Raw genomic sequence first — 2290 nt, forward strand, 5'->3', positions numbered from 1 at the left:
AAAGAGTGAAATTCAAACGGAACGTAATTGTATTAATTATTAGTATGTTTCTGGTATCAGCAGGATATACCATAGTGATACCTTTTCTTCCTCTATACCTTTCCGAGCTGGGAGTCCCGGAAGAGCAGCTGACTCTTTGGACAGGGCTGGTATTTTCATCATGCTTTTTTGTCGCAGCTCTCATGGGTCCAATCTGGGGAAAATTAGCAGATACAAGCGGCAAGAAGAAAATGGCGGTTCGTGCAGGCATCCTGCTCGGATTTTCTTATCTTTTCTGCGGTTTATGTCAAAATGAATATCATCTTCTGGCGGCAAGAGCTTTCCAGGGATTTGCCAATGGTTTTGTGGCAGCTGCAATGGCGATTATTTCTGTCAGCGTCCAGTCATCTGAAATAGGCGTAACTTTAGGGGCTGCACAGACAGCTCTTGTAATCGGGGGGATTTGCGGTCCTCTTTTGGGCGGTGCCTTGTCAGAATTCATTGGTATGAGAGGAAGTTTTTTTGTCTCGGCAGCATTTCTATGGATCGTATCGCTGGCCGTTATATTCTTTGTCCATGAACCTGCTTTAAAGGGAGAGGAAAGTACTGACAGAGAGAAAACATCGATAAAAGATGACATATCATATGCATTGAAGAATGATCATTTAAGGGAATTGCTTGCAATTTTGTTCCTGCTTCAGGTAACAATCCTGATGATACAGCCTGTCACCTCTTTATGGGTCAGAAAGTTAATGGGGGACAGCGGCAATGTAGAGCTTGTTTCAGGATTTATTATGAGCAGCGGCGGATTGGCAGGTGCTTTGACCACAGCCCTTTGGGGCAAGTTCGGCCAAAGCCGCGGATACTATGCTGCCATGTTCATTACGCTCTCCTTTGCCGGGGTGATTACGATTGCACAGTCGATTCCAAGTTCAATCATAGGATTCGGTATTTGTCAGTTCCTGGTGGGATGTTTTGTCATTGGGATTAATCCTTCCCTGAACGCTGCACTGGTGAAATATACACCTTCGTCATTTAGAGGACGTGTTTTTGGATTATCAAATACGGCGCAGCAGTTTGGGAACATGATAGGACCGATACTGGCGTCTTTTGTCTCCATGACCGGAAGCATCCGGGAGGTATATATAGCCGCCGGAGTCATACAATTGCTGCTTGGCTTCAGGTTATTCTTCTCAAGAATCAAAAAGGGCGAATATTAAGTGATTGGTCTAAAATTACATAAATAAAAAACTGATGCCATTTCAATGATTCTGGCATCAGTTTTTCTTTATTTTACTGTGTTTTTCAAGGTTCCGATGGGGTCGATTGTTATTTCTACGGTGTCTCCCTTTTTGAGGAATTTAGGCGGATTGAAACCCATTCCTACACCCTGCGGAGTGCCGGTTGCGATAACGTCTCCTGGCAGGAGGGTCATTCCTTCAGATAATTCAGCGATAAGTCTTGGGATGGAGAAAATCAGATCCTGTGTATTTCCTTCCTGACGAAGCTCTCCATTGACTTTGGTATAAATCGTAAACGGTACCGGCCAGTCGCCAATCATGACAGTCGGACCCATCGGGCAGAACGTGTCCAGGCTCTTTCCTTTAAACCACTGCATATGGGACTTCTGAAGATCTCTGGCCGTCACGTCATTGATGATGGTATAGCCATAGACATATTTTAAGGCATCTTCTTCAGAGATATTAGTTCCGCGTTTTCCAATGATGACGCCAAGTTCACCTTCATAGTCGGGCTGGTGGGTTGTAGCCGTGTGAGCATCGATATCTTCCTCAGGGCCGATGACTGATGTGGCAGCTTTTGTGAAGAAAATCGGCCTTCCAGGAGCCTGTGGATCTTCAGCGTGGTCAAATTCCTTGATATGCGCCTTATAATTCTTGCCAACGCAGAATACATTGCGTTTTGGATAGAAGGGGACTTCAAGCTGAACTGTATTAAGAGGAATCGGGGTTATCATTTTATCATTGCTGTTAAGTTCCAGAACCTTTGCCAGATTCAGGAGGCCTTCTTCACCGAATTCGATGAAAGATTCCATGCTCTCTCCGAGAGGGATGAAATAGGTTTCCTCCAAGTCTTCTGCTGAATAGATATAATTGCCATCTGCTGTGAGTACACCCCACTGGCGCTGCCCGTTAATATTGTATGAAACAAGTCTCTGCATAAAATTACGCACCTTTCTGAAGCTTTTAGACCATAATAAATTTTGTTAATCGTATTATATCATAGTTTATGAGTTAATTAAGGGATCTTTCCTGTATTGCCGGGAGTGTAAAATAGTTTGTGTAAATCGGTA

General features: G+C 44.0%; 2 protein-coding genes. One reads left to right on the forward strand and one right to left on the reverse strand.

Annotated features, from left to right (window positions below):
* On the forward strand, window positions 1-1199 hold a 1199-nt coding region (locus M3200_RS03050; protein ID WP_288178104.1), incomplete at its 5' end, for an MFS transporter.
* A gap of 68 nt (window positions 1200-1267) precedes the next feature.
* Here M3200_RS03050 and M3200_RS03055 read toward each other — a convergent pair.
* On the reverse strand, window positions 1268-2158 hold the full coding sequence (locus tag M3200_RS03055) for a fumarylacetoacetate hydrolase family protein (RefSeq protein ID WP_022382069.1): 891 nt from the start codon (window positions 2156-2158) through the stop codon (window positions 1268-1270).
* Between the last annotated feature and the right edge of the window lie 132 nt (window positions 2159-2290).

The sequence above is a fragment of the Dialister sp. CAG:357 genome (assembly GCF_000435155.1).
Lineage (GTDB): Bacteria > Bacillota > Negativicutes > Veillonellales > Dialisteraceae > Dialister > Dialister hominis.